At 70.2% G+C, this 24,815-nt stretch carries 23 protein-coding genes; 13 read left to right on the top strand and 10 right to left on the bottom strand.

What is annotated here, in order from left to right:
- Positions 1–34: 34 nt before the first annotated feature.
- Entirely contained in the window at positions 35–1,066 is a 1,032-nt protein-coding gene (locus tag VFF46_RS02370; protein WP_325035315.1) for a serine hydrolase domain-containing protein, read from the top strand.
- On the opposite strand, the gene VFF46_RS02365 is transcribed toward VFF46_RS02370, so the two are convergent.
- Complete coding sequence (locus VFF46_RS02365; RefSeq protein WP_325035314.1) at positions 1,035–2,480, bottom strand: alkaline phosphatase PhoX; 1,446 nt, start codon at positions 2,478–2,480, stop codon at positions 1,035–1,037. The genes VFF46_RS02370 and VFF46_RS02365 overlap by 32 nt on opposite strands.
- 157 nt (positions 2,481–2,637) lie before the next feature.
- On the opposite strand from VFF46_RS02365, the gene VFF46_RS02360 reads away from it, so the two are divergent.
- Entirely contained in the window at positions 2,638–3,027 is a 390-nt protein-coding gene (locus VFF46_RS02360; RefSeq protein WP_325035313.1) for a hypothetical protein, read from the top strand.
- 214 nt (positions 3,028–3,241) lie between these two features.
- Here VFF46_RS02360 and VFF46_RS02355 read toward each other — a convergent pair whose 3' ends face one another.
- Positions 3,242–4,471, bottom strand: a complete 1,230-nt coding sequence (locus VFF46_RS02355) for a S8 family peptidase (protein WP_325035312.1) — start codon at positions 4,469–4,471, stop codon at positions 3,242–3,244.
- 76 nt (positions 4,472–4,547) lie between these two features.
- On the opposite strand from VFF46_RS02355, the gene VFF46_RS02350 reads away from it, so the two are divergent.
- The 3 genes from VFF46_RS02350 (at position 4,548) to VFF46_RS02340 (ending at position 8,258) form a co-directional block, all read left to right on the top strand.
- Positions 4,548–7,145 carry a CHAT domain-containing tetratricopeptide repeat protein gene (locus VFF46_RS02350; protein ID WP_325035311.1) on the top strand — a complete coding sequence of 866 codons (2,598 nt, stop codon included), beginning with the start codon at positions 4,548–4,550 and terminating at the stop codon, positions 7,143–7,145.
- Between the two features lie 70 nt (positions 7,146–7,215).
- Positions 7,216–7,791 carry a sigma-70 family RNA polymerase sigma factor gene (locus VFF46_RS02345; protein WP_325035310.1) on the top strand — a complete coding sequence of 192 codons (576 nt, stop codon included), beginning with the start codon at positions 7,216–7,218 and terminating at the stop codon, positions 7,789–7,791.
- Positions 7,792–7,796: 5 nt separating this feature from the next.
- The gene (locus tag VFF46_RS02340) at positions 7,797–8,258 is read left to right on the top strand and encodes a hypothetical protein (RefSeq protein WP_325035309.1); all 462 of its coding nucleotides are present in this window, start codon (positions 7,797–7,799) and stop codon (positions 8,256–8,258) included.
- Here VFF46_RS02340 and VFF46_RS02335 read toward each other — a convergent pair.
- The 3 genes from VFF46_RS02335 to VFF46_RS02325 form a co-directional block, all read right to left on the bottom strand.
- Positions 8,255–8,686, bottom strand: coding sequence for a VOC family protein (locus tag VFF46_RS02335; protein WP_325035308.1), 432 nt, complete (start codon positions 8,684–8,686; stop codon positions 8,255–8,257). The genes VFF46_RS02340 and VFF46_RS02335 overlap by 4 nt on opposite strands.
- A 172-nt stretch (positions 8,687–8,858) precedes the next feature.
- A complete protein-coding gene (locus VFF46_RS02330) occupies positions 8,859–9,680 on the bottom strand; it encodes an IclR family transcriptional regulator domain-containing protein (RefSeq protein ID WP_325035307.1) in 822 nt (273 codons plus the stop codon).
- Between the two features lie 18 nt (positions 9,681–9,698).
- On the bottom strand, positions 9,699–11,144 hold the full coding sequence (locus VFF46_RS02325) for an amidohydrolase family protein (RefSeq protein ID WP_325035306.1): 1,446 nt from the start codon (positions 11,142–11,144) through the stop codon (positions 9,699–9,701).
- A gap of 176 nt (positions 11,145–11,320) precedes the next feature.
- Between VFF46_RS02325 and VFF46_RS02320 the strand changes: the two genes are divergently transcribed.
- The 5 genes from VFF46_RS02320 to VFF46_RS02300 are packed head-to-tail and all read left to right on the top strand — an operon-like array spanning position 11,321 to position 15,416.
- Complete coding sequence (locus VFF46_RS02320) at positions 11,321–12,448, top strand: CoA transferase (protein ID WP_325035305.1); 1,128 nt, start codon at positions 11,321–11,323, stop codon at positions 12,446–12,448.
- The gene (locus tag VFF46_RS02315; protein ID WP_325035304.1) at positions 12,433–13,212 is read left to right on the top strand and encodes a citryl-CoA lyase; all 780 of its coding nucleotides are present in this window, start codon (positions 12,433–12,435) and stop codon (positions 13,210–13,212) included. Before VFF46_RS02320 ends, VFF46_RS02315 begins: the two co-directional genes overlap by 16 nt.
- Before the next feature lie 12 nt (positions 13,213–13,224).
- On the top strand, positions 13,225–14,088 hold the full coding sequence (locus VFF46_RS02310) for a hypothetical protein (protein ID WP_325035303.1): 864 nt from the start codon (positions 13,225–13,227) through the stop codon (positions 14,086–14,088).
- The gene (locus tag VFF46_RS02305; RefSeq protein ID WP_325035302.1) at positions 14,085–14,444 is read left to right on the top strand and encodes a hypothetical protein; all 360 of its coding nucleotides are present in this window, start codon (positions 14,085–14,087) and stop codon (positions 14,442–14,444) included. Before VFF46_RS02310 ends, VFF46_RS02305 begins: the two co-directional genes overlap by 4 nt.
- A gap of 9 nt (positions 14,445–14,453) precedes the next feature.
- Positions 14,454–15,416 (top strand): zinc-binding alcohol dehydrogenase family protein, encoded by a 963-nt coding sequence (locus VFF46_RS02300; protein WP_325035301.1) that lies wholly within the window; start codon positions 14,454–14,456, stop codon positions 15,414–15,416.
- A gap of 7 nt (positions 15,417–15,423) precedes the next feature.
- On the opposite strand, the gene VFF46_RS02295 is transcribed toward VFF46_RS02300, so the two are convergent.
- Positions 15,424–16,086, bottom strand: coding sequence for an ATP-dependent Clp protease proteolytic subunit (locus VFF46_RS02295; protein WP_325035300.1), 663 nt, complete (start codon positions 16,084–16,086; stop codon positions 15,424–15,426).
- A gap of 81 nt (positions 16,087–16,167) precedes the next feature.
- Positions 16,168–17,097 carry a nucleoside hydrolase gene (locus tag VFF46_RS02290; RefSeq protein ID WP_325035299.1) on the bottom strand — a complete coding sequence of 310 codons (930 nt, stop codon included), beginning with the start codon at positions 17,095–17,097 and terminating at the stop codon, positions 16,168–16,170.
- A gap of 48 nt (positions 17,098–17,145) precedes the next feature.
- Here VFF46_RS02290 and ftsH point away from each other — a divergent pair, with 48 nt between their 5' ends.
- Positions 17,146–19,200 carry an ATP-dependent zinc metalloprotease FtsH gene (ftsH, locus tag VFF46_RS02285; protein WP_325035298.1) on the top strand — a complete coding sequence of 685 codons (2,055 nt, stop codon included), beginning with the start codon at positions 17,146–17,148 and terminating at the stop codon, positions 19,198–19,200.
- Positions 19,201–19,249: 49 nt separating this feature from the next.
- Here ftsH and VFF46_RS02280 read toward each other — a convergent pair whose 3' ends face one another.
- Together VFF46_RS02280 and VFF46_RS02275 are read right to left on the bottom strand one after the other, a co-directional pair.
- On the bottom strand, positions 19,250–20,680 hold the full coding sequence (locus tag VFF46_RS02280; RefSeq protein ID WP_325035297.1) for a DUF4832 domain-containing protein: 1,431 nt from the start codon (positions 20,678–20,680) through the stop codon (positions 19,250–19,252).
- A gap of 58 nt (positions 20,681–20,738) precedes the next feature.
- Positions 20,739–21,968 (bottom strand): ROK family protein, encoded by a 1,230-nt coding sequence (locus VFF46_RS02275; RefSeq protein WP_325035296.1) that lies wholly within the window; start codon positions 21,966–21,968, stop codon positions 20,739–20,741.
- Positions 21,969–22,148: 180 nt separating this feature from the next.
- Here VFF46_RS02275 and VFF46_RS02270 point away from each other — a divergent pair, with 180 nt between their 5' ends.
- Positions 22,149–23,129: a Gfo/Idh/MocA family oxidoreductase gene (locus VFF46_RS02270; RefSeq protein WP_325035295.1), complete on the top strand. Its 981-nt coding sequence runs from the start codon at positions 22,149–22,151 to the stop codon at positions 23,127–23,129.
- A 13-nt stretch (positions 23,130–23,142) separates the two neighbouring features.
- The gene (locus VFF46_RS02265; protein ID WP_325035294.1) at positions 23,143–24,135 is read left to right on the top strand and encodes a Gfo/Idh/MocA family oxidoreductase; all 993 of its coding nucleotides are present in this window, start codon (positions 23,143–23,145) and stop codon (positions 24,133–24,135) included.
- Here the strand turns inward: VFF46_RS02265 and VFF46_RS02260 are convergent.
- The coding region (locus VFF46_RS02260) for a 3-beta hydroxysteroid dehydrogenase (RefSeq protein WP_325035293.1) at positions 24,132–24,815 on the bottom strand (684 nt) is incomplete at its 5' end. The two genes, VFF46_RS02265 and VFF46_RS02260, sit on opposite strands and share 4 nt — an antisense overlap.

Genomic DNA, 24,815 nt, shown 5'->3' with positions numbered 1-24,815 from the left:
ACCAAGATAAGAACGATCGGTACCATGGTGAACCATGTGGGAACAGACGGCCGAGGCGTTCGAGCGGAACTTCACCGAGTACGGCGAGCCGGGCGCGGCGTTCGCGGCGTACCACCGCGGTGAACTGGTGGTCGACCTGTGGGGCGGTACGGCGGACCGCGACACGATCCACCTGATGTTCTCCGGGACGAAGGGGCTGACCGCGGCATGCGTCCTGCTGCTCGTGCAGCGCGGGCGGCTACAGCTGGACGATCCGCTCAGCCGGTACTGGCCCGAGTTCGGTGCCCAGGGCAAGGAATCGACGACGGTCGCGGAGGTGCTGTCGCATCAGGCGCGGTTGCCGGGCGTCGAGGCCGGGTACGCCGACCTGCTCGACCACGACGCGATGGCCGCACACCTCGCCGCACAGGCACCGGATCCACGCGCCGGGTTCGTGTATCACGCGATCACCTGGGGCTGGTTGCTGGACGAGCTTGTACGGCGGGTGGACGGCCGGACCGTCGGGCGGTTCTTCGCGGACGAGTTCGCCGCGCCGCTCGAGCTCGAGGCGTGGATCGGGCTGCCCGCGGAACTGCACTCGCGGGTGGCGACGATGACGGCGCCGGACGGGGTACTGGTGGAGGGGTCGAACCCCTTGTGGGTCCCGGGCGCGGAGAAGATCTGGAACAGCGCCGGGTACCGGAGCGCCGGACTGGCGGCGGTCGGCGGCTACGCGACGGCCCGCGGGATGGCCAAGTTCTATGCGTCCCTGCTCGACCCCGACGGCGTTCTCACGCGCGAGACCGTCGAGCTCGGGCGCCGGCAGATCCGGCGCGGGATCGAGCCGGCCTGGGGGAGCGAGATGCGGTACGGCGCCGGGTTCGAGCTGCAGACCGGTGACGGCCGGATGGGCGACGACGCCGACGCGTTCGGGCACGCCGGAGCCGGCGGCTCGCGGCACGGCGCGTGGCCGAGCCGCGAGACCGCCTTCTCCTATCTGATGAGCGAAGTACGCAACGGCCCGGACGAGCGTCCGGCCGGTTTGCTGCGGGCGCTCAGCCGAGGTAGTCGCGCCACGGGCCGGTGATCGCGAGCGTGATGCCCGGCGTCTGGATGTTGACGAACAGCACCTTGCCGTCGGCGGAGAACGACGGGCCGGTGAACTCGGATTCGTTCAGCTGGTTCCGGGCGATGGCGTACGTCGGTCCGCCCGGCGTCGCGCTCAGTACGTGGCTGCTGGCGTTGCCGTCCTCGGCCAGGACCAGCGAGCCCCACGGCGTCACGGTGACGTTGTCCGGGCCGTCGAAGTTGTAGTCGTCGTACTTCGCGTCGGCGCCCTTGTCCGCGGCGGCGTTGTCCGGGAAGTACGTGACCAGCTGGATCGTCTCGGTGCCGTAGTTGTAGAACCAGACCATGCCGTCGTGCGGGACCGCGTCGGCGGGCAGGTCCGACGTACCGGATTCGGCGTACGAGTTCACCACGTACACGCCCTGCTCGGTGCCGAAGACGCCCTCGAACTTCTTCCCGCGGGTGATCTGGCCGTCGGTGAACTGCTTGCGGACCGACGTGGTCGCGCCGTCGCGGTCCGGCACCGGCACCCACTTGACCCGGAACGGGCGGAGCAGCTGCGCGGAGGTCAGGTACGCGACGTCCGGGATCGGCTTGCCGTCGTCGCCGAGGATGGCGAGCGCCTCGAGGGTGCCGAAGTCCTTGTTCTGCAGGTCCTGCCAGCTGCGCGGGCCGAGCTTGTAACCGCGCGGCGCGGACCAGCGGTAGAAGGTCCCGTTCGGGCCGGAGGCGTCCTCGGACAGGTAGACGTGGGTCCGGTCCTCGTCGATCGCGAGCGCCTCGTGGGCGTACCGGCCGAGTGCCTTCAGCGGTACCGGGTGCGCGGTCTTGCCGTCGCCCCAGACCTCGAACACGTACCCGTGGTCCTTCAGCCGGGTGGTGCCGTTGGCCTTGTTCTCGGTCTCCTCGCAGGTCATCCAGGTGCCCCACGGGGTGGGGCCGCCGGCGCAGTTCGTCAGCGTGCCGGAGATGCCGACCCATTCGCCGAGGTTCTTGCCGTCCTTGTCGACGTCGATCACCGTGCAGCCTCCGGCCGCGCCGACGCCGCTGTCGTAGACGGTGCCCTCGATCTGCGGTACGCCGAGCGCGTTGTTGCCGCCGATCTCGTGGTTCTGGATCAGCTGGTAGCGCCCGTGGCCGGCGGAGAACACCGCCGTACCGTCGTGCAGGGTCGGTGTCGGGTGACCGCTCTTCAGCTTGGTCTCGCCGGCCTGCGTGACGATCTTGTACTTGAACCCGGCCGGCAGCGCGAGGATGCCCTTCGGGTCGTCGAGCAGCGGCGGGAAGGGCCGGTGCTGCGGGAACGGCGCGCGGCCCGGGTGCGACGCGGGCGTGGCCTCGGCGAGCGTCGGCACCGCGCCGACGGTGGTGAACCCGACTCCGGCCGCGCCGGCGGCGGCACCGCGGAGGACGGAACGACGATCGACAGACATGCTGCTGCTCCTTGGAATGGCGGTTCCCGAGAGCTGGATCCTTCCAAGTTCCGGCTGCCAGACGGCAAACTCCAGGTGAACGACTCTCAGCAAACTCTCAGTTGGCGCGCTGCAACGAACGGTCACCGGGCGGCGTCTACTGTGAGAGGTGATCGTGATGCGCAGGGTGCTGACCGTGGCAGCGATGGCCGCACTGCTGGTTGCGTGCGGCAACGAATCGACGACTGGAGGACAACCGTCCATGACGCCGAGCACGAGTAGCAGTTCCGGATCCGCAAGCCCGGGTGGCGGTCCGGCCGAGCTGGCCAAGGCCGATCTGGTGAAGCGGCTGGGGGTGGACGCCGGCGCGGTGAAGGTGGTCAGCTCCGACGAGGTGACCTGGCCGGACGGCAGTCTCGGCTGCCCGGAGCCGGGGATGCGCTACACCCAGATGCTGGTGCAGGGGAACCGGACGATCCTCGAGGTCGACGGCAAGCAGTACGCGTACCACTCCAGCGTCCACCGGGCGCCGTTCCTCTGTGAGCATCCGGCGCCGACCGCTCGGTGAAAACTTTCCGGTCGATCGGGTGTATCAATCGGCCCTGAGGGCGACTCCGCAGCAATGGGGGGACGCCCTCGGGCCGTTGCAGGGGGGAGAGCGGCGCAGGGCTGCGTAGAGGGGGAGGCTGACGCGGTGCGGGTCCCGGGCGGTCAGGCCGGCAATCCGCACCGCGTCAGCGCGTCTGGCGATTCCCCGCCTACCGCGGGGCTCCGGACACCACCTAGGCGAGTGCGTCGCCGGCGCGCAGGACCGGGCCGGTGCCCGGCTCGGGTTGGGTGCGGGCGAAGGCGAGCAGCGCGTCGGCAGCCTGCTTCGCCGACTCGCCGGTGACCGACATCCGGCCGGCGATCAGGCCGGCGACGAGCGGAGTCGCGAACGACGTACCGCTCCAGCGGGCCATGCCCTCGAAGGTGCGCAGCTCGCCGGTGTGCGGTGGCTCCGTGCACTGGTACTCGCCGGTGAGGAATGCGTTCACCAGATCCTCGCCGGGCGCGTACACGTCGACCCAGCCGCCGAAGTTGCTGAACGACGCACGGTCCCGCCCGTTGACCGCGAGCGCGCCGACGCCGACCGTCTCCGGGAACGCGGCCGGCCAGAAGTAGTCCCGGGTCGACTCGTTGCCCGCGGCGGCGACCAGCGCCAGCCCGTTGATCCGGTTCAGCCGGGTCTCGACGAACACGTCCAGCCCGAGCGGCGGCAGGTTGAAGCGCGTACGTGTCCCGGCCGACAGGCTGATGATGTCCGGTGCCAGGTCCAGTACTTCGTCCAGCGCCTGCGCGAGGTCGAACTCCCACATCGCGCCGGCCGTGGTGAAGTAGCTCTTCACGACGACCTCCGCGTTGCGCGCGACCGCCCGAAGGACACCGGCGATGAACGTGCCGTGGCCCGCGTACGGCCGGATCCGCCCGGAGCCGTCGAACGCGTTCTCCGGGTCGCCGGTCACCCCGCCCAGCCAGTACGCCGCGGGCGCGTCGGACCAGCCGACGTCGAGGACGACGACCTTCACGCCGCGACCGTCCGCGGCACCCGCGGACAGGAACGGCGTCGGCAGTACCGGGTCCGGCGGGCTGCCGGGCGGTACCTGCTCGGGTTCGGTGGCCGGACACGGACTGACGCTCGGGCACACGTAGAACAGGTGTTCCGGCGTCACCACGCCGCGCCCGAGGCGCAGGTCGGCGTACCGCAGGAATCGTTGGGTGTACGAACGATCCTCCGGTGCGTCCGGTGGTACCTCACCCGGCAGCAGCAGCCGGGTGACGCCGCCGATCCCGCCCTCGGCCGGCTGGCCGCCGCGGAACAGTTCGATCACCCGCTGGACGTCCGCGTCGCGGACCAGCACCACCCCGGTGCGATACAGGTAATCGGCCCCCTCGGGTCGTTTTTCCCAGTCTTCCGGGAAGATTTCGACCTCTTTGCCGTACGCCGCCAGAATCAATTCGAGCTGGGCCACGTACTTTCGCTCATTCGTTTGATCCACCATTTTTCCATTCCTCCCCTGGATCAATCTGCGGCCGTATCATTTCAGAATGCCGGTGGCCGGGGGGAGTGCCGCGGCGGTGGAGAATCTGCTGCCGCTGGCGTTGTCGCGTCCGCACGACGCGATCGCGGCGGCGCGGACCGTGCTGGCCGGCGGGCCGCCCGCGGTCGCCGCGTCGATCGCGCATCAGGCGTGGGGGATCGGGCTGCGGCAGCTCGGTGAGGTGCCGACTGCAGTCCGGCAACTGCGGACCGCCTTGCGCCTCGCGGAGCAGTCCGGGCGGTCAGAGCGGGAGGCGGATGTCCTTGCCACGTTGGGCGCGACGCTCGGCCGGGCAGGGCGCGGCCGCGAAGGGCTGGCGCGGCTGGACCGGGCGGTGGACCTCAGCCGCGGTGCGTTGACGGGGCGGGTGCTGCTGCGGCGGGCCGACGTGCTGCTCGTGCTCGGCCGGCATCGGGAGGCGCTCGACGATCTGCGGGCGGCGATCACCCGGTTGCGGCGGTCCGGTGACCAGGTCTGGGAGGCGCGGTCGCGGAACTATCGCGGATTCATCCAGCTGGCGCTGGGCGGTACGAGGCGCGCGGACGCGGATTTCGCGGTCGCGGAGAAGTTGTACGCCGCGACCGGTCAGGAGTTCGAGTACGCCGAGGCCCGGCAGAACCGGGGACTGGTCGCGTACGCGCGCGGGGATCTGCCGGCCGCGCTGCGGTACCTGGACGAGGCGGGCCGGCGGTTCGCGGCGGTCGGGGTGACGTGGCCGGACCTGGCGATCGATCGGTGCGGCGTACTGCTGGCGGCCGGGTTGAGCGCGGAGGCGCTGGCCGAGCTGGATCAGGTGATCGGTGCCGGGGTGGGTACGGCGACCAAGCGCGGCGAGCTGTTGTTCGCGGCGGCGACGGCCGCTCTGGCGGCGGGGGATCCGGCCGGGGCGCGGGAGCGGGCGGAGCGGGCGCGGCGGTTGTTCTCCGCGCAGCGGCGGGAGTGGTGGGCGGTACGGTCGTCGATGGTGGTGCTGGAGGCGCGGTACCAGGCGGGTGAGCGCGGGGAGTCGTTGCTGCGGCGGGTGACTGCGGTGGCGCGGCGGCTCGATACGGTCGGGGCGTCGGAGGCGACGGCCGCGCATCTACTGGCCGGGCGGCTGGCGTTGGCGGCCGGGCGGACGGTGGCTGCGGATCGGCAGCTGGAATTGGCGGGGCGGCACAGCAAGGACGCGCCGCCGATCGCGCGGAGTGCGGCGTGGTTGGGGAAGGCGCTGCGTGCCGAGGCGCGGGGAGACGTCCGGTCGATGCTGTCGGCGTGCGGTCGGGGGCTGGATGCGTTGGACGAGCATCGCCTGACGATGGGCGCGACCGAGCTGCGGGCGTTGGCGACCGGGCAGGGCGCCGAGCTGGCGGAGCTGGCCTTGCGGGATGCATTGCGGCGGGATGATCCGCGGCGGCTGCTGGTGTGGGCCGAGCGGTGGCGGGCGACGGCGCTGGGTGTTCCGCCGGTACGGCCGTCGGACGACGAGCAGTTGGCGGGAGAGCTCGCGGCGTTGCGGGACGTCGTACGGCGGTTGGACGCGGCGCCGGATCCGTTGCTGGACAAGGAACGCCGGCGGCTGGAGAAGTCCGTCCGGGATCGGACCCTCCGCGCTCAGGGGGCGTCGTTGGACGGGACGCCTCAGCCGTTTGACGTTGCCGAGCTGATGGAGTCTTTGGGCGAGACGGTGCTGGTCGAACTGGTCGAGGTCGCCGGCGTACTCCACGCCCTGGTGGTCCGCGACGGTCGAATCACCCATCGCGAAGTTGGCCCACTCGCCGCGGCCGCCCTCGAGGTAGACCGCTCCCGCTTCCACCTCCGCCGCCTCGCCCACACCCACCCAACCACCCACCCGCCAAACGGTGCAGGCGGGCGGCCCTCGTTCGGGGTGTTGGGGAGGCGGTTGGGGGAGGCGGTATTGGGGAGTGTGCGTGAGTTGGTGGGGGATCGGCCGGTGGTGGTGGTTCCGCCGGGGCGGTTGCAGGCGTTGCCTTGGGGGCTGGTGCTGGACGAGGTGAATGTGGTGCCTTCGGCGGCCGTGTGGTTGCGGGCGCGGGAGGTGCGGGCGCCGGTCGAGCGGCGGGTGGTGCTGGTGCTCGGGCCGGGGTTGCCGGCGGCGCGAGGTGAGGTGATGCGGCTGGCGGCGGAGTACCCGGACGCGACGGTCCTCGCGGACGGCGAGGCGACCGCGGACAACGTACTGCGGGCCCTCGACGGCGCGTGGATCGCGCACATCGCGGCGCACGGTACGTTCCGCGCGGACAGCCCGCTGTTCTCGTCGCTGCGGCTCGACGACGGGCCGTTGACCGTGTACGACTTCGAGCGGCTACGCAAGGCGCCGTACCGAATGGTCTTGTCCAGTTGCGATTCCGGCCTCGCGAAGCCGGTCGGCGCGGACGAGCTGCTGGGGTTGAGCAGCAGCCTGATCCCACTCGGCGCGGCCGGCATCCTCGCGAGCGTCGTACCGGTGAACGACCCGGCGACCGCTCCACTGATGCTGGCCGTCCACGCCAACCTGCGGGCCGGCCAGTCGTTCGCGAAAGCGTTCGCGACGGCCCGGCGGACCACCAGCGGAGATCCGGCTGTGGAGGCAGCGGGTAGATCGTTCGTTGCGCTCGGGGCTTGATGTATCAGTAGTCGACCGGAGCGCTCTGTACCAGTAAGAGACGAGCGATCCGGCGGAGAGGGGGAGCAGCATGCGGGACGATCCGACAGTCGTCGACCTGGTCGCCAGGGCCAGGGACGGCGAGAAGCGCGCGTGGGACGAGCTGGTCGAGCGGTACGCACCGCTGGTCTACTCGATCTGCCGGCGGTACCGGCTGGCGCAGTCCGACATCGACGACGTCGGGCAGAGCGTGTGGCTGCGGCTGGTCGAGCATCTGCCCGGCCTCCGTGAGCCGGCCGCATTACCCGGCTGGATCGCGACCACGACCCAGCGCGAGTGCTTCCGGCTGATCCGCGCCACCAGCCGCGTCGAGCCGGTCGACCTCGCGGAGTCCGCCGACGTACCGGAGCAGGCGATCGCGGAGGAAGAGGTACTGCGGCACGAGCGTGGCGCGATCCTGCGGACGGCGTTCGGCGAGCTGTCCCGCCGGTGCCAGCTGCTGCTGTCGTTGCTCATGCAGGACCCGCCGGCGCCGTACGACGAGATCAGCCGGCGGCTGGAACTGCCGATCGGCAGCATCGGGCCGAACCGCGCACGCTGCCTGACCAGGCTCCGGCACACACCCGCACTGGCAGGGCTTGCGGCCGACGACGGAACGAGGGGGTGAGGACCGTGAGCGACCCGGACTGGAACGACGACGAGAAACTGATCGAGGCGTTGCGGGTGGCGTTCGCCGCGGCGGACGACGTACCGGCGGCGTTCGTCGAGGCCGGTAAGGCCGCATTCGCCTGGCGGACGATCGACGCCGAGCTGGCGGCGCTCACCTACGACTCGGCGCAGGAACCACCGGCCGCGCTGGCGATCCGCTCCGAGAGCGCGGCGCTGCGCTCGCTGACCTTCGCCTCCGACGGGTGGACGGTCGAGCTCGAGCTCACCCCGGACGCCGTCCTCGGACAACTCGACCCACCCGAGGACGGCTCGGTGACGGCCCGCGGCGACGGCGGCACGCTGGTCACCGCGGACATCGACGAACTCGGCTTCTTCGTCCTCGGCCCGCCGCCGACCGTACCGTACCGTTTGGTATGCACCACGAGCTCGGGCATCACGATCCTGACCGGCTGGGTCACGCCTTAGGACGCGAACACCTGCGAGTCGTCCGCGAACGCCTTGAATTCCAGGGCGTTCCCGGCCGGGTCGAGGAAGAACATCGTCCACTGCTCACCGGTCTGCCCCTGGAACCGCACGTACGGCTCGATCACGAACTCGGTGCCCGCCGCCCGCAGCCGCTCCGCGAACTTCTGGAACTCGTCGACCGCCAGCACCAGCCCGAAGTGCGGCACCGGTACGTCGTGCCCGTCGACGGGGTTGTGGATCCGCTGCGCGCGCTCGGGCGCGAGGTGCGTGACGAACTGGTGGCCGCGCAGGTTCCAGTCGATCCAGGTCTCGGAGCTGCGCCCTTGCTCGAGACCGAGAACCTTGCCGTAGAAGTGCCGCGCCGCGTCCAGATCGTCGACCGGCATCGCGAGATGGAACCTGGGGATGGGGGAGTCGAGAACCGTCATCCCACCATCCTCTCCCACTACCCGCCCGAAGGCCGGTGAGGAGTGTTGAGCCTCTCCCAGCGCCCGCCCGAAGGGCGGTGAGGAGTGTCGAGCCTCTCCCAGCGCCCGCCCGAAGGGCGGTGGGGAGTGTTGAGCCTCTCCCGGTGCCCGGCCGAAGGGCGGTGAGGAGTTGTCAAGCAGTTGTCTGGTCGCGTTGTCCGGGTTCCACGTGTGGGCGGGACTGCCAGAGGGCCCACTCGGCACTCACGTCTCCTGCGGTGCGCAGCAGCAACGGAAGATGGTCGTGGAGCAGCGTGTCGACCGTGGTTTCGGCGGCGTGCACCGTCACGTTCATCGCGGCCCGGACCGTGCCGTTCCCGTCGCGGACCGGCGCCGCGACCGACCGGACTCCCGGCGCGAGTTCCTCGTCCGCGAGCGCCCACCCGCGCGCCCGGATCTCCGTCAGCTCGTCGCGCAACTGCTCGGCGGTCCGCCCGATGTACGGCGGAAGACCCGCGCGGCTCGGCTGCGCGAGTACGTCGGCCAACTCGTCGGGGGAGAGCGCCGAGAGCAGCACCTTCCCCTGCGACGTCTGTACGGCGGGGAACCGGGTGCCGATGTCGACCCGGAGCGCGATCAGCTTCGGCACCGACACGCGGGCGACATACACGATGTCCGAGCCGTCGAGCTGCGCCATCGACGACGACTCGCCGGTACGGGCGACCAGTGCCTCGAGGTGCGGCCGCGCGATGTCCCAGAGGCCGAGCGAACCGACGTACGCCATTCCGAGCGTGAGCACCTTGGGCGTGAGCTGGAACGCGCCGCCGGCGGTCCGGACGAAGCCGAGCTCCTCCAGTGTCAGCAGCAGCCGGCGCGCGGTCGGCCGGGCGAGTCCCGCCGCGGTCGCGACCTCGGACAGCGACATCGTGCGGTGGTCGGCGTCGAAGCAGGCGAGCACGTCCAGCCCGCGCGCCAGCGACTCGACGAAATCCGGACCCGCACCACGACCTGCCATCTGTCCTCCTGCCGGTTCCTACGGTTCACCGAAGATGGTGCCACGCGCCGCGCGGGTCGAGCCGGACTTGTAGTCCGTGTACTGGTACGGGTTGTCCAGCACCTCGGCCTTCGGCAGCTCCGGGTTCATCCCGCTCTTCCACGCCTCCTCGCCGAGCGCCGACCGCAGGTGCTCCACGGTCGCCTCGACTTCCCGGCGTACGGCTGCCAGGTCGCAACCGACCAGCTTGTGGTCCTGCTTCACCACGCGCCCGTCGACGATGACCGTGTGGACGTCGCCGCGCTGCGCCTGGAACGCGACGTGGCCGTACGGGTTGAGCAGCGGGAACGAGACCGGGGAGGCGTCGTTCTTGATCAGTATCACGTCGGCCTTCTTGCCCACCTCCAGGCTGCCGAGGTCGTCGCGGCCGAGGGCCTTCGCGCCGCCGCGGGTGGCCCAGTCGACGACGTGCTCGGCGCGCAGATGGCTGTGCGTCACGGTGGCGCCTTTGAGGTGTGCCTCCAGGTGCTCGCGGGCGCGGTCGGCGCCGAGCGTGCTGCGCATCGCGCTGAACAGGTCGCCGCTCCACCACACGCTGGTGTCCATCGAGAGCGACACCCCGATGTTGTGCCGGCGGACCTGCCAGGTCGGCGGGTAGCCCTGGCCGGCGGTCTGTTCGGACTCGGTGGACACCGAGATCGAGCCACCGGTCGCGGCGATCCGCTGGTACGAGTCGGTGGTCAGGGTGGCGGAGTGCACGTAGATGTTCCGCGGCGTCATGAACTCGTTCTCGTGCATCAGCTTGATGCCGTTGTCGTTGGTCGCACCCCAGACCCCGGCGTGCGTGGTGACCGGCAGTTCGAGTTCGCGGGCGACCTCGAACGCGGCCCGCTCCGGGAACTCCGGATCGCCGGTGACGTCGAACGCCAGCTGCAGGCCGAGCCTGCCGTCGTCGCGCAGCTGTTCGAGAAACGCCCGGACGGCCGGGTCCGCGGTCCACTCCCAGGGCCCTGCCTGGATGTTGCCGTAGGCAAGGACGAAGCGGCCGGGTACGGCGCGCAGCGCGTCCACGGCGGCCTCGGCGTGCTCGACGGTCTGCAGGCCGTGCGACCAGTCGACGGTGGTGGTCACGCCGGCTTCGAGCGACTCCCACGCGGAGGTCAGGTTGCCGGCGTGCACGTCCTCGGGCCTGAAGGTCTTGCCGTGCTCGAGGTAGTACCAGACGAAGTACTGCGTGAGCGTCCAGTCGGCGCCGTACGCGCGCATCGCGGTCTGCCACATGTGCCGGTGGGTGTCGATCATCCCGGGCATCACGATGCCGCCGGACGCGTCGACGACCTGGGCGCCGTCGGGGACGCCGAGGTTCGGACCGACGTCGGCAATCAGATTGTCGACGATCAGAACGTCGGCATTCCGCAGGACGGTGTGCCGGTCGTCCATGGTCAGAACCGTGCCGCCCCGCAAGACGATCGGTGCAGTGCTCATGAGGTCCCCTCCAGAGTTGGCCGGACAGGCGTCCGTATGACGGTCAACGGGGCGATGAAGCCGACTCTGCGCTGACCGCAGCACGGTGTCAAGACCTGGGTGGCGAGTGGTTGACAGGCGCTGTTCCGGGTGCTGACACTGATTGCGGACAGATGTCCGTTAACCCGGGAGGTCGTGTGAAAGGACCGTTGTCCGGGCTGCTGGTGGCCGACTTCTCGCGGATCCTCGCCGGGCCGTACGCGACCATGCTGCTCGCCGATCTCGGCGCCGACGTGGTCAAGGTCGAGGCACCCGCCGGTGACGACACCCGGTCCTGGCAGCCGCCGGTCCGGGACGGCATCTCGACGTACTACCTCGCGGTGAACCGGAACAAGCGCTCGATCGCGCTGGACCTCAAGGACGCCACGGACCTGGCGGCGGCGCGGGAGCTGGCGCGGCGGGCCGACGTACTGGTGGAGAACTTCAAACCGGGCGGGCTGGCGCGGTTCGGGCTCGACTACGAGACCGTTGCCGAGGGCAACCCGAAGTTGGTCTACGCGTCGATCAGCGGGTTCGGGTCCGGGCCGCGGGGCGCCGAGCTGCCGGGGTACGACCTGATCGTGCAGGCGATCTCCGGGCTGATGAGCCTGACCGGCGATCCGGGTGGGGAGCCGTTCCGGGCCGGGATCTCGGTGTTCGACGTGATGGCAGGACTGCACGCGACGATCGGCGTACTGTCGGCGCTGCACCTGCGGGCCGAGAGCGGACGCGGTCAGCACGTCGAGGTGAACCTGCTGTCGTCGGCGCTGTCCGGGCTGGTGAACCAGTCGAGCGCGTACGTCGCGGGCGGCGTCGTACCGGAGCGGATGGGGAACAGCCACCCGAGCCTGTTCCCGTACGAGCCGCTGCCGTGCGCGGATGGGGAGCTGATCATCACCGCCGGGAACAACGGGCAGTTCCGCAAGCTGGTCGAGGTGCTCGGCGTACCCGAGCTGGCCGACGACCCGCGCTTCGACCGGAACGAGCAGCGCACGGCGAACCGCGAGGAGCTGCGGCCGTTGCTGGTCGAGCGGTTGCGGATGCGGAGCCGTACGGAGTGGTTCCGGGACATCATCGCGGCCGGGGTCCCGTGCGGGCCGATCAACACGGTGGCCGGCGGGGTCGCGTTCGCGGAGGACATCGGGCTGGACCCTGTGGTGACGGTCGGCGCCGTCCCCGGGGTCCGCCATCCGATCACGTTCTCGGACAGCGCGGCGTCGTACCGGCTGCCGCCGCCGTCCCTCGACGAACACGGAGGTGAGCTACGCAAGTGGCTGACGGAATGAGGTTTCCGACGTCGTTGGGTACGTCGACGGCCGACGAGATCCGGCTGCTCGGTCAGGACCTGACGGCGGATCTGATGGGCAAGGTCGGCTTCGGCGAACTCGCCTTCTGGCTGGTCGCGATGCGCCGCCCGACCCCGTCCGAGACCCGTGTCTTCGAAGCTGTCCTGGTGGCTCTCGCCGACCACGGCTTCACCCCGACGGCGATCGCCGCCCGTCTCACCTACCTCTCGGCCCCCGACTCCCTCCAAGGCGCCCTGGCCGCGGGCCTCCTCGGCGGCGGCTCGCGCTTCCTGGGCGTCACGGAGGACTGCGGCCAATTCCTGCACGCTGCCCTGCCGGAGGAGCTACCAGCAGACGACGCGGCCTGGGATGCGCTTGCCTTGCGGCTTGTCCAGCAGTCAAAGGCCGACGGAAGGTTCATCCCGGGGCTGGGGCATCCGGTGCACAAGGTGCAGGATCCCCGGACGCCGGTGCTGATCGGGATCGCGCGCGACGAAGGACTGGAAGGGCCGCATCTGAAGCTGTTTCAGGCTGTCGGGCGAATGCACGAGCAGGTGCTCGGGCGCCGACTTCCTCTGAACGGTGCGGGGGTTTGTGGGGCGGCGCTGGCTGACCTGGGGTTGCCGGTGGAGCTGTTGCGGGGGTTCGCGCTGCTGGCTCGGGCGGCCGGGTTGCTCGGGCAGCTTGCCGAGGAGCGGCGGCGTCCGATCGGGATGGATGCGTACTTGACCGTCGATCGCAATGCCGAATACGTCGAGCCGTAGAAGGAGCACCAGATGGCCACAGTCGCCGCGGTGATCGCCTCCACCCACCATCCGTTCTACTACCGCGCGAGCACCGCGACCGGTGCCGACCGGCCACCGTTCGCCGATGCGTGGGTGGCGAAGATCGAGGCGTTCCGGGAGACCCTGACGAAGGCCCGCCCGGACATCCTGGTGATGGTCGGCAGCGACCACTTCCACCAGCTGTGGCTGGACAACATGCCACAGTTCCTGGTCGGCAAGGCGCCGTACTTCGATGCCAACTGGTACAACGAGGAACGCGAGTTCGGTCTGCCGCGGATGCGCCTGGCCGGTGACGAGCAGCTCGCCGGGCACATCCTCCGCGACGGCCTGGACGCCGGCTTCGACCTTGCCTTCAGCAACGAACTGCGGATCGACCACAGCATCACCTGCCCGATCATCACGCTCCGCCCGGACGCGGACCTGCCGATCGTGCCGATCTACACGAACATCTTCGCCCCGCCGCTGCCGCGCCCCGGGCGGTTCGTCGAGCTCGGCCGGACGATCCGGCGGCTGGTCGAGTCCTGGCCGGTCGACAAGCGGGTCGCGATCATCGGTACCGGCCACCTGTCCCTGGAGCTGGGCGGGCCGCGGCAGTTCGGCGAGCACGGGCCGGACCCGGCGTTCGACCGGAAGGCCGTCGAGTGGATCGCAGGCGGCGACATCGAGGGCTGCCTGGCCGAGGTGACGCTGGACAGCCTGCACCTGCCCGGCAACGCGACCCACGGGTTCATGGACTTCCTGCTGATGATGGGCGTCGCCGGTGCCGGCGCGAAGGCGGATCACGTGGACTCGCTGGACCTGTTCCACACCATGGAGGCGTACTTCACCTGGTACCCGAACGGAGTGCCGGCATGAGCAAGTACCTGCTGAACAAGTTCCTTTACACCGTCGACCGGGACCCGTCGTTGGTGGAGCGGTACCGCAGCGATGCGGCCGGGACGGTCGAGTGGTGGGAGCGGGAGATGGCCAACCAGGTGCTGAACTGCGTGGTCGCGGAGCGGTCGACCTGGCTCGCCTTCACCGACGAGGAGCGGAAGGCGCTCCGCGAACACGACCACGTCGCCCTGTTCGAGCTCGGAGCGCACCCGTTCCTCACACTGACCCTGTTCATCGCGATGTTCGAACGCGACCACGGTCCACTCGAGTACCAGAAGGCGTACGGGCAGGCCTTGCGGCACCACTCGTTGCCCTACCCCGACATCACCACCTGAGGAGAACGCGTGCGCGCCGCAGTACTGCACACCCACGGTGAACCGCCGACGCATGCGGAACATCCCGACCCGGTCGCGGGTGCGGGCCGTTCGATCGTCCGCGTGACGGCGGCGCCGATCGTCCCGCTGGATCTCCTGTGCGCTTCCGGTACGTCGTACTTCGGCGCGCCGGCGTTGCCGTACGTCCCGGGCGTGCAGGGCGTCGGCGTGGTGGAGGAGTCCGCGACGGTCGCACCCGGGACCAGGGTGTTCTTCGCGACGTCCGCCGGGATGAGCCCGGGCGACGGCAGCCTCGCCGAGCGGGCCGCCGTACCGGACGGGGATCTGGTGGTTCTCGAGGCGGGCGCGGAGGATGCGGCGGTGGCGGCGATCGGGCTGTCCGGGGTCGCCGCGTGGATGGCGTTGACGTGGCGGGCGCGGCTGCGGGCGGGCGAGCGGGTGCTGGTGCTCGGTGGAGGCGGCGCGGTCGGGCAGGTGGCGATCGGGGCGGCCCGGGTACTCGGGGCGTCGCGCGTGGTGGCCGTCGTACGGTCGGATGCGTCGCGGGACCGGGCGCTGGCGGCCGGCGCCGACGAGGTGGTTGCCCTGAGCCCCGATGTGGACGAGCTGACCGCGCGGCTGGGCGGGCCGTACGACGTGGTGGTCGACTCCGTCTTCGGTGTCGCCGCGACGGCCGCCGCCCGGGTGCTCGCGCCGGGCGGACGGCTGGTCAACCTCGGCGGCTCCGCGGGTGACGAGGCCGTCTTCTCGTCGTCGGTACTGCGGAGCAAGTCGGCGAGCGTACTCGGCTACACGAACAACGCCCTGACCGCCGACCAGCGCCGCGACGCGCTCACCGCCGTACTCGAACACGCCACGGCAGGCGCCATCGGAGTCGCCCACGAAACCATCACTCTCGCGGACATCACCCCCGCCTGGCGCCGCCAAGCCACCGCCACCACCAACGGCCGCCTGGTCCTGACGTTCACCTGAACGGTTGCTAGTGGAGGCGGGTGACGAGACCGTACGTCTCGGCCTCCTCGGCGGAGTAGACGCGGCCCGTCGCGAGGTCCTCGGCCACCTCGTCGGCCGGGCGGCCGGTTGCGTGGGCGACGAGGTCGCGGAGGCGGGCGACCTGCCGTTCGTACTCGGCTGCCAGGGCGGCGAGCTCGTCGGCGGTTCCGTTCGCGGTGAACGGTGGGACCGACAGTACGAACATCGTGTGCTTGTGGGCCTCGCGACGTTCAGCAGCGGCGAGTACGGCGATCGCGGGCCCGCGGACGGTACCGCGCGCGACGGCGTGGACCGGGGAGCCGACCAGGTCCATCGCCGCGGCCACCGACAGCGCCGCCTCCAGCGAGGAGTCCGTCGACGACAGGTGCAGCTTGACCGGATCGTTGCTCTGGGCATCCAGTAGCAGCAACTGTGCCGTCACATGCTCCGCGAGCGCGTCGTCCAGCCGCCCGCCGACCAGGATCACCCGTTGCGCCAGCAGCCGGTCGGCCAGCTCCCGCTCCACCGTGATCGATGCGGGCTCGTACCACGTGGGCAGGATCGGGTTCGGTTCCGCGGGCTTGGACGGCTCCCGGGGTTGTCCGGGCCACGGACCCGGGACCTCGGGTCCGGGCGGCGGCCAGGTGGCGGTCGAGCGTTCGACGTACATGGGTGTCCTCCTTCGACACCTCCACCCTGAGCTACTGGGTGACGCAGGAGAAGCCTCTTCCGCTGTCAGCAGACGGAAGACCTACCCGAGGGCGGCGACCGCGCCGATGATCTTGTCCCAGAACGCCTCCCGGTCCAGCTCGACCGCGATCCTGGCGTTGGGCCGGCGACCGGTGTAGCCGTCGAGGTCGACGACCGTGGCGCCGGCGGTCCAGTCACCCGCGGTCTCGATGATCAGGTTGGCCTCGACGCAGTGCACGATCGCGGGGTCGATCACGCGGGCGACGGCGACCGGGTCGTGGAGCGGCGGGGACTCGAACCCGAACACCTTCCGGTACGTCGACGCGAAGTACGTCATCCATTCGCCGCACACCCGGGCGAGCGGCGTGCCGATCCGTTCGAGGCGGGCGAGGACGTCGTCGGTGACGAGCGCCTGATGCGTCACGTTCAGGCCGCACATCGTGAACGGGATCCCCGAGTCCACGACCACCTCCGCCGCCTCCGGGTCGACGTACGCGTTGGCCTCCGCCAGTGGCGCGATGTTGCCGCGGCCGGTGGAGCCGCCCATCCAGACGATCTCGGTGATGTTCGCGGCGGCCTCGGGCGACTCCATGAGCAGCTGCGCGATGTTGGTCAGCGCACCGGTCGCCACGATCGTCGCCGGGGTTCGGCTGAGGATGTCGACCAGCAGGTCGTGTGCCGACAGCTCGGACTCGGGTACGGCGGGCGTGCCGGTGAAGGTCGGTCCGTCGAGGCCGGTTCCGCCGTGGACGTCGTCCGCGATCCGCAGCTCGCGGGCCAGCGGCCGGTCGGCGCCCCGGGCTACCGGGACCGACGTGACGCCGGCGAGCGACAGCACCCGGCGGGCGTTGAGCGTGCACTTGTCGACGGTCTGGTTTCCGGCGACCGTGGTCACGGCAAGCAGGTCGACGGCGGGATCGGCGACCGCGAGCAGGATCGCCAGCGCGTCGTCGTGCCCGGGGTCGCAGTCGAGGATCAGCGGTGTGGCCATGCGGCAGCCTACTGCGCGCCATTGCTGGAAGGTCCTATGTTGGGGAGCATGAGCGAGAAGGAGCCACCGGCCAAGGACCAGGCCTCCGAACCGAACGGTGCGGACCAGAACGGCGACCGGAAGGACGACCGGTCGCCGCGGCAGCCGCACAAGCCGTGGCGGACCGAGGGCCTGCCCGCCGGGCACGGGGACGACGACAAGCCGCGGCGGCCGCGCTGGTGGAAGTGGGCGGCGTGGATCATCGGCGGCTACCTCGTGCTGTTCCTGCTCACCACGATGCAGGACCAGCTGGCCGGCGGTGAGCAGACGATCGCGTACACCGACTTCGCCGCGCAGGTGCAGAAGCAGAACGTCGCGGAGGTCTTCGCTCAGGGCGACACGATCCAGGGGCGGCTGAAGCAGGCCGCGGACATCCCGGGCAAGAGCGGGTCGACGTACACGAAGTTCACCACCGAGCGGCCGACGTTCGCGAACGACAACCTCTACGGCGAGCTGCAGAAGGGCGGCGCCACGGTCCGGGCGACGCCGGTCGTCCAGCAGCGCGGCGTGCTCTGGAACCTGCTGATCTCGCTCGGTCCGTTCATCCTGATCGCGGCGTTCTACTTCTGGCTGTTCCGGCGCAGCCGGGCCGGGGGCGGACTGGGCGGCGGACTGGGCGGGCTGCTCGGCGGTGGCGGGCAGCAGAAGAAGCCGGTCGACCCGAGTACGGTCCGGGTCACGTTCGCGGACGTCGCCGGGATCGACGAGGTCGAGGCCGAGATCGAGGAGGTCGTCGACTACCTGAAGGATCCCGAGAAGTACCGGCGGCTGGGCGCGCGGGCGCCGAAGGGCGTGCTGCTGGCCGGTGCGCCCGGTACCGGTAAGACGCTGCTCGCGCGGGCGACCGCGGGGGAGGCCGGCGTACCGTTCTTCTCCGCCAGCGCGTCGGAGTTCATCGAGATGATCGTTGGCGTCGGCGCGAGCCGGGTGCGGGAGCTGTTCGGCGAGGCGCGGAAGGTGGCGCCGGCGATCATCTTCATCGACGAGATCGACACCATCGGCCGGGCCCGGGGCGGCGCGCGCTCGGTCGGCGGCCACGACGAGGGCGAGCAGACACTGAACCAGATCCTCACCGAGATGGACGGCTTCTCCGGTACCGAGGGCGTCGTCGTACTCGCCGCCACGAACCGGGCCGACGTACTCGATCCGGCGCTGCTCCGGCCCGGGCGGTTCGACCGGACGATCACCGTGCACGCGCCGGACCAGCCGGGGCGGGAGGCGATCCTCAAGGTGCACGCCCGTGGGAAGCCGCTGGCGCCGGACGCGGACCTGGGCGCGCTGTCCCGGTCCACGCCGGGGATGACCGGCGCGGACCTGGCGAACCTGCTGAACGAGGCGGCCCTCGCGGCGGCCCGGCAGGGCGAGTCCCAGATCACCATGCGGGACCTGACCGACGCGCTGGAGAAGATCCAGCTCGGTACCGCGCGGAACGTGGTGATGCCGGCCGACGAGCGCCGGCGCACGGCGTACCACGAGGGCGGGCACGCGCTGCTCGGGATGATCCAGAAGGGCGCGGACCCGGTGCGGAAGGTGTCGATCATCCCGCGCGGGCGGGCGCTCGGGGTGACGCTGTCGACGCCGGAGACCGACCGGTACGGGTACGACGTGGAGTACCTGCGCGGCCGGATCATCGGCGCGCTCGGCGGGATGGCCGCCGAGCAGGAGGTACTCGGGGTGGTCACCACCGGCGCGGAGAGCGACCTGGAGACCGCGACCCGGATCGCCCGCTCGATGGTCGGCCGCTGGGGCATGTCCGAGGCGATCGGCCCGGTGTCGGTGCTCCCGGCCGAGGGCGACGCCCGGATGGCGGGAGTCTCCGACGAGCTGCTCAACACCGTCGACGAGGAGGTACGCCGGCTGATCGAGCAGTGCTACGCCGACGCCCGCCGGCTGCTCCGCGAACACCGCCCCCAGCTGGACTCGATCGCCGACCAGCTCCTCGAACACGAAACCCTCGACGAGCCCGACGCGTACGCCGCCGCCGGCATCCCGCGCCCCACCCGCCCCGAACCACCCGCCCTCCCGCAAGCCGCAGCCCAGGCAACCCCCGAAGCCCAGCCGTAGCCCGGGCACCTCCGGATCACCTGGGCGACGGCTGGCTCGACCACTGCACCTATCCGATGGTCACCGTTTGCTGTAGGTCGTTGTAGCCGGTGTTGGGCTGCCAGGTTCCGTTGTTGGCGAAGCGTACGGCGTAGACCGCGTTGTACGTCTCGCTGGAGCCTGGCAGCTTCGCCTGGGACTGAAGGTGCGGATCGGCGACGTTGAGCAGCACGTGGTACTGGCCTGGTACCGGGGGAGCCTTCACAGTCCAGTTCAGGGAGGTCAGGGCGCCGGCGCTCCAGCGGCGGGGGTCGGCGGGCACGGTGTACTTGAACGTGTGCTTGCTGTTCTGGAAGATCAGCTGCACCTGACGCGGGTTGTAAGGCGCGGCCCACCCGTCGTTTCGCAGCTGCAGCTTGACGTTGATGCTTCCATTGGACTGCTTGACGGTGCTTTGAGTCAGCGCGAACCGGTATCCGAGCTTCTGCTTCGCGATCTCGATGTTCGGACCCCAGCTGGCCAGCACGTCCGGGTGGTACTCGATGTTCAGGAACGAGAAGTGCAGCCGCGCCATCTCGGCCGCCGCCGACGGCCACTCCGAGCGCGGCGCGTCCACACCACAGGTCTCGCCGCCCTCCGGGACGTAATTGGTGTCCTGGGCAACGAAATCCTTGTCCAGCTCGATCGGGTCGCTCAGGTACGTCCCGAAGTCGTCGGCACTCGCGAGGAAGCAGTCGTTGTGCTGCCCGATCCGCGCGACCGCGGATCCGTCGTACGCCTGCTGCGCCGTCAACCCGCCCGCGGTCCCGGTCGGTACGCCGTACATCCGCTGCTTCATGTACGGCGTCCGCACCTGGACCATCTTGTCCTTCGGCAGCGCCCGGAGCAGCGCGTCGATCACGGCCTTGCGGTCGGCCCAGTTCTGGTCCGAGACCTGGCTCGGGTCCGCCGGGTTCGAGAAGTAGTCGGTGTAGTACCCCTCGCCCCAGAGCCCGACGAAGCCGGACTGGACGACGGCGATCATGTCCGCGTTCTTCCGCAGGATCGGCGTGAGCTGCTTGATCTGCTTGACGACGCGGGAGACCGGAGCGTCGCCGTACGGCGTGGGCGGCGGCCAGCCGGCGCCGGGCAGCGCGTAGGCGAAGCGGACGATCATCTTGACGCCGGCGGCGCGGGCGATGTCGAAGTCGGCCTGCATGAGGTCGAGGTAGTGCTTGTCGATCACGTCCTGCTTGGCGAACTTCTCCAGGTAGAACAACCGGAGGATCTGGGTGATGTGCTCCTGGGTGCGGAAGCCCCGCAGTTTGTTGACGTCCAGCGGGACGTAGCCGGAGTTGTCGGCGTAGTAGTGCGTCTCGGCGTGGTGGTAGAAGCCGCGCTCCTGGTTGGCGATGACCTGGTCGGAGGTCGTGTAGGTGCGGGTGGTGCCATCGGTTGCCATTGCCGCTTGGGTCGGTAGCAGCAGACCGATTGCTGCGAGGGCTGTGACGAGCCGCATCATGATGCTTCCTCTCGCTCGGCGTAGCGATGGGATAATCATGGAGTCCTGGGAAATTATGTCAAGGTCTGAGGCCGTCGGTGATGGCCGCCTCCACCTCGTCCAGCGCGAGCCGGACCGCCCCGAGCGCGACCCCTTCGTCCGCGAACGACGACACCCGGATCTCCGGCGTCCGCAGACACCACCGCTCCAGCTCCCGGCGCAACGGCTCCACCAGTACGTCCGCCGACCGCGAGAATCCGCCGCCGATCACCACCAGCTGCGGATCCAGGGTGAGCACCAGCGCCGACGCCCCGATCGCGAGATCCCCGACGTACCCCTCCACAGCCACGCGCGCCGCGTCATCACCTCCGCGCGCAGCCACAAACACCCGCTCGACCCCACTCGCCGAACCACCGTTTCGCGCGGGGTCTGGTGTGGTGGGTGGGTTGTTCTCGAGCCAGGTGTGGAGATGCCGCGGGGCTTGCTGCCAGCCCGCGGCCGGGAGGGCGCCGATCTCCCCGGACCAGTTCGCGAACCCGCGGTGCAGCTTCCCGTCGATGATCAGCCCGGCGCCGGTCCGCAGCCCGGCGAGCAGGAACACGACATCCTTCGCGTACCGCGCCACCCCACGCCACGTCTCCGCCAGCGCCGCCAGCTTGCAGTCGTTCTCCACCCGCACCGCCCCCGGCACCAACCGCCGTACATGCGCCCCCAGATCCACCCCACTCCACTCCGGCAACGAGTCCGACAACATCACCTTCCCCACACCATCCACCAGCCCCGTAGTCGCAACCCCGGTAGCCCAAATCCACGCACCACCAGCACCCGCCCTGGCTCCCGTGGAGGTGTGGGCTGGCGGGGTGCCGGGTGCTCGGGGGTTGGTGGGGATGCCGGCTGCGGTGAGGGCTTTGGTTATGCAGTGGTCTACGGCGGCCAGGCGTTCGCGGCGGCCTGCGTCTGCGGGGACGTCGACGCGCGCCTGGTGGAGGACTTCGCCGTCGAGGTCGGTGACGAGGGTGAGGATCTTGTGGCCGCCTACGTCGACGCCGAGCAGGCGGCCGGCGCCGGAGTTGAAGCGGTAGCGGCGGGCAGGGCGGCCGACGGTGCCGGGGGCGGGGGCGACCTCGGTCAGCCAGCCGCGGCCGAGGAGGTCCCGTGCGACGTCCTCGGTGGAAGCGCGCGACAGCCCGGTGCGTTTGGACAGTTCGGTGAGCGTCAGCGGCTGCGTGCCGCGCGACTCCCGCAGTACGGCGGCCGCGTTCAGCTGGCGGAGCCGTGAGAGATCCCCGCCGGCCGGCTCGTCGGACATCGCGGTACTCCTCACCTAATGAAGGACTCCCGGATAACTATAAGCACCCGGACTGCGCACGAGTCTCAGCGTGTGAACGCCCTCGGAAGAACCCTGTTGCGGACTCCTGACAACGTTGTACCGTGATCTGCCGACGGTCGATCAGAAACGTTTCCGCAGGCTCCACTGAGGAGGACCAGCGTGTCCAATCCACTGAAGATCGCGACGCTCAGCTTCTGGCACGTGCATGCCGGCGACTACTCGAGACAGGCCCAGGCGCACCCGGGGACGGACCTGGTGGCCGTCTGGGACGACGACGCGGACCGCGGCCGCGAGGGCGCCGAGCGGTTCGGCGCCGAGTACACCGGTGATCTCGACGCCCTGCTGGCGCGCGACGATCTCGACGGCGTGGTGATCACGACGCCGACCGACGTACACCGCGACGTGATGGTGAAGGCGGCCCAGGCCGGCAAGCACATCTTCACCGAGAAGGTTCTCGCTCCGACGGTGGCCGAGGCCGAGGAGATCGTCGCCGCCACCGACGCCGCCGGCGTGAAGCTGGTGGTCTCGCTGCCCCGGCTGTACCACGGCTACACGACGGCGATCCGCGAAGTACTCGACAAGGGCACGCTCGGCACGCTGACCTACGGCCGGGTCCGGCTCTCGCACGACGGCGCGATCGGCCGCGACGGCAAGGAGGGCTGGCTGCCGCAGCGGTTCTTCGAGCCGAAGGCCGCGATCGGCGGCGCGCTCACCGACCTCGGCTGCCACCCGGTGTACCTCACCCAGCTGTTCCTCGGCGCGCACCCGGAGACGGTGAGTGCGACGTACCGCTCGGTGGCCGGTCGCGGGCTGGAAGACAACGCTGTCGTGGTGGCCGGGTACGGCGACCAGCGGATCGGCGTGATCGAGGCGGGGTTCGCGAGCAGCAACCCGTTCACGATCGAGCTGTTCGGCACCGACGGCACGCTCACGTACACGGACGCCGGCAATGTGCTGCTGGTGAACGGCGAGCAGGTCGACGTACCCGAGCACTCCCAGGACGCCTTCGGGCAATGGGTGGACCACATCAACAACAACACGCGCGCGGACGAGAACATCGAGCGCGCCGTCGAGCTGACCAGGCTCGTGGTCGCGGCGAACGCGGCCGCCGAGTCCAACCAAGTCATTTCCTACAGCTGAGAGGGAGTAGCCGATGATCAAGGTTGGGTTGATCGGCGCGGGTGGGATCGCATCGGCGCACATCAAGGGCTACACGGCGCACGCTGACCGGATCGGTGTGACCGCGGTTGCGGACGCGGTCGCCGAGACCGCGAAGAAGCGTGGCGAGGAGCTGGGCGCGGCGTCGTACACGGACTACAAGGAGATGCTCGCCAACGAGGAGCTGGACGCGGTCGACATCTGTCTGCCGCACGACCTGCACCGGGACGCGATCGTCGCGGCCGCCGAGGCCGGTAAGCACATCCTCTGCGAGAAGCCGCTGTGCCTGTCCGCGGAGGAGGCGGCCGACGTCCGCAAGGCGGTGACCGAGAACGGCGTGACGCTGATGTGCGCGCACAACCAGCTGTTCATGCCGGCCGTCGCGAAGGCGCGCGAGCTGTTGCAGGCCGGCACGATCGGCACCGTCTACGAGGTACGGACGACCGACAGCTTCTACAACGACTTCGACCCGAGCACGATGGGCTGGCGGGCGAGCAGCAAGACGAGCGGCGGTGGCGAGCTCATTGACACCGGGTACCACCCCACCTATCTGATGCTGCACCTGGCCGGCGGTATGCCGGTCGAGGCGACCGCGATGCTCTCCACGCACCGGTTGAAGTTCATGGAGGGCGAGGACTCCGCGCAGGTCCTGATCAGGTTCGACAACGGAGTCGTCGGTCAGCTCGTGACCAGCTGGGCGTACCAGCCGGCCGCGTCCACCGAACGCTTCTCCGCCGTCGGCGAGCTGGGCTCACTGACCAGCGACGGTACGACGCTCTCGTACCGGCTCCGCTCCGGCGAGACCGAGACGTTCGAGTTCGAGCCGGTCGACACGTTCGTCGCCGAGATCGGCCACTTCGCCGACTCGCTGGCCGGCAAGCAGCGCCCGCTGCACACCGAGGAGGAAGGCATCGCCGTGCTCGGCATCCTCCTGGCGGCGTACGAGGGCTCGAAGTCGAAGACCGTCGCGCCGGTCCTCAAGGTCTAGCGCTCCTCGAAGTAGAAGCCTTCCGCGAGGTCGGCGAGCAGGTCCGGGTGGGTGGGCTGCCAGTTGAGCAGCTCACTCGTCCGGGCCGACGACGTCGGATTGTCCATCATGGCGAACTGGCTCAGGAAGCCGACGTACTCCGCCGCCTCGTCGGCACCCACCGAACGAGCCGGCAGCCCGAGACCGCGGCCGATCGCCTCCGCGATGGTGCGGAACTCGATGCCTTCGTCCTGGACGACGTGCAGCCGGCTGCCCGCGGGCGCGGACTCCAGGGCGAGGCGGTACGCCCGCGCCGCGTCGAGCGTGTGCACCGCGGGCCAGCGGTTCGTGCCGTCGCCGACGTACGCCGCGAAACCGTTGCGCCGGGCAAAGGAAATCAGCGCCGGGGCGAACCCGTGCAGGTCGAGGCGGCTGTGGGTGATGGCCGGCAGCCGGACGACGGACGTACGGACGCCCTTCCCGGCCAGGTCGACGACGAAGTTCTCCGCGTCGATCCGGTAGCCGCCGTTCGGGTCGTAGTCCTCCTCGGTCGCGACCCGGCCCTGCTGGAGCTGGGCGAGCATGCCGGTGCCCGACGTACTGACGAGCGGCTTGTCCGTACCCGCCAGCGCGTCGCCGATCGCCTGCAGGGCGGCGAGATCGGACTCCGCGGCACCGGCCAGGTCGCCGGCCACCATCGC

The organism is Kribbella sp. (assembly GCF_035655035.1).
GTDB lineage: Bacteria > Actinomycetota > Actinomycetes > Propionibacteriales > Kribbellaceae > Kribbella.
This window is presented reverse-complemented; position numbering and strand designations above follow the sequence as displayed.